The 1172-nt window shown below is 46.1% G+C and carries 2 protein-coding genes; both read left to right on the top strand.

All coding sequences use genetic code 11. The annotated features are described in order from the left end of the window. The coding region (locus ciss_RS07580; protein ID WP_235837272.1) for a cytochrome c3 family protein at positions 1–963 on the top strand (963 nt) is incomplete at its 5' end. Positions 964–978: 15 nt separating this feature from the next. Beyond that, on the top strand, positions 979–1172 hold a 194-nt coding region (locus ciss_RS07575), incomplete at its 3' end, for a hypothetical protein (RefSeq protein ID WP_143298508.1).

Genomic DNA, 1172 nt, shown 5'->3' with positions numbered 1-1172 from the left:
TATCGTCACCAGGTAGGATTTGACGCAACAGAATTTACCTCGATTGATGCTGTAAAAGCAATAGGATTAAAGTTTGAAATCAATGAAGGGAAGAACATCATGACCTGTTTAACCTGCCACTATGCTCACGGTACTTCTGAAACCTTATGGAACAAGAGTTTACCGGCAGAGTACCAGGGAACAGAGTTGGCAGGGTCATCGGCATTAAAACGGGCACCCAACATGGGGACCTGCGAAGCCTGCCACCAGAAAGGAGCAGGCAACGAAGGGTATTTAGCCAATACCACTCATACCGGTGGTTTAACGCCAGCGGATTATCTTTTAGCTTTAGGAAGCTATGTAGAAGAGGAAAACTGTGCTGACTGCCACCCGAGCTACAGTGGTATAGTAGAGGATGCAGAAGGTAATGTAACATCAATGTGGAGCCACCCGGCAGTTCCGGGAACAGATGGTTATTCATACCTTTGTCAGGGTTGCCACGGACCGGCCAGCAACCACATCAAATCACCGAGCAGCTTTAACATCATAAATCCCGGGAAGTGGGGTTATGTTCAGCAGGTAGACAGCTGTGCTGGTACCGACTGTCACGGTGACGGCAGTTCAGCTCTTAAGACCGGTTCTAACAGTATAGGAAATTATCAATACTATGAATATACAGGTGTATTGGAAGAAGTATCTGAATACAAACTTAGTTTACATTACAACAGCGCAAGTTATAGCTGTTCGACCTGCCACAACGTACACCGGGTGGTAAATGGCGATGGAGAACCCAATGAAGGGTTACTGCGCATGGATTCAGCCAATCAGCTTTGTGCTTCCTGCCATGATGTAGGAGCAGGGTTTGACTGGAGCAACTACATGCCCGATAAGAACAGCAGTAATCCCGACATGCCGTTATATGTTCACACCTTCAAGTTTACCGATACAGTTGGTAATGTAATAGACACCTTAGGTCGCAGGTAGAAAGGAGGGGTATAGTTGAAAGCGAAATATAAAATAAATTTACTGCTGATAGTGTTGCTCCTGGCGTTAGCGGCGATGAGCTTTACCGCTTTTGGGATACCGAGCTACACTAAAAACCTTGCAAACAAGAGCTGTACTAATTGTCACGTAACGGCGAAAGCCAGTGATATACCAAAAGACAGCCGGAACAAAGCGGTAAGCTACGCAAT

Origin of the sequence: Carboxydothermus islandicus, assembly GCF_001950325.1 — a bacterium.
In the GTDB taxonomy this organism is placed as follows: domain Bacteria; phylum Bacillota; class Z-2901; order Carboxydothermales; family Carboxydothermaceae; genus Carboxydothermus; species Carboxydothermus islandicus.
Note: the sequence above shows the minus strand (reverse complement) of the source record. Positions and strands in the feature narration are given on the sequence as shown.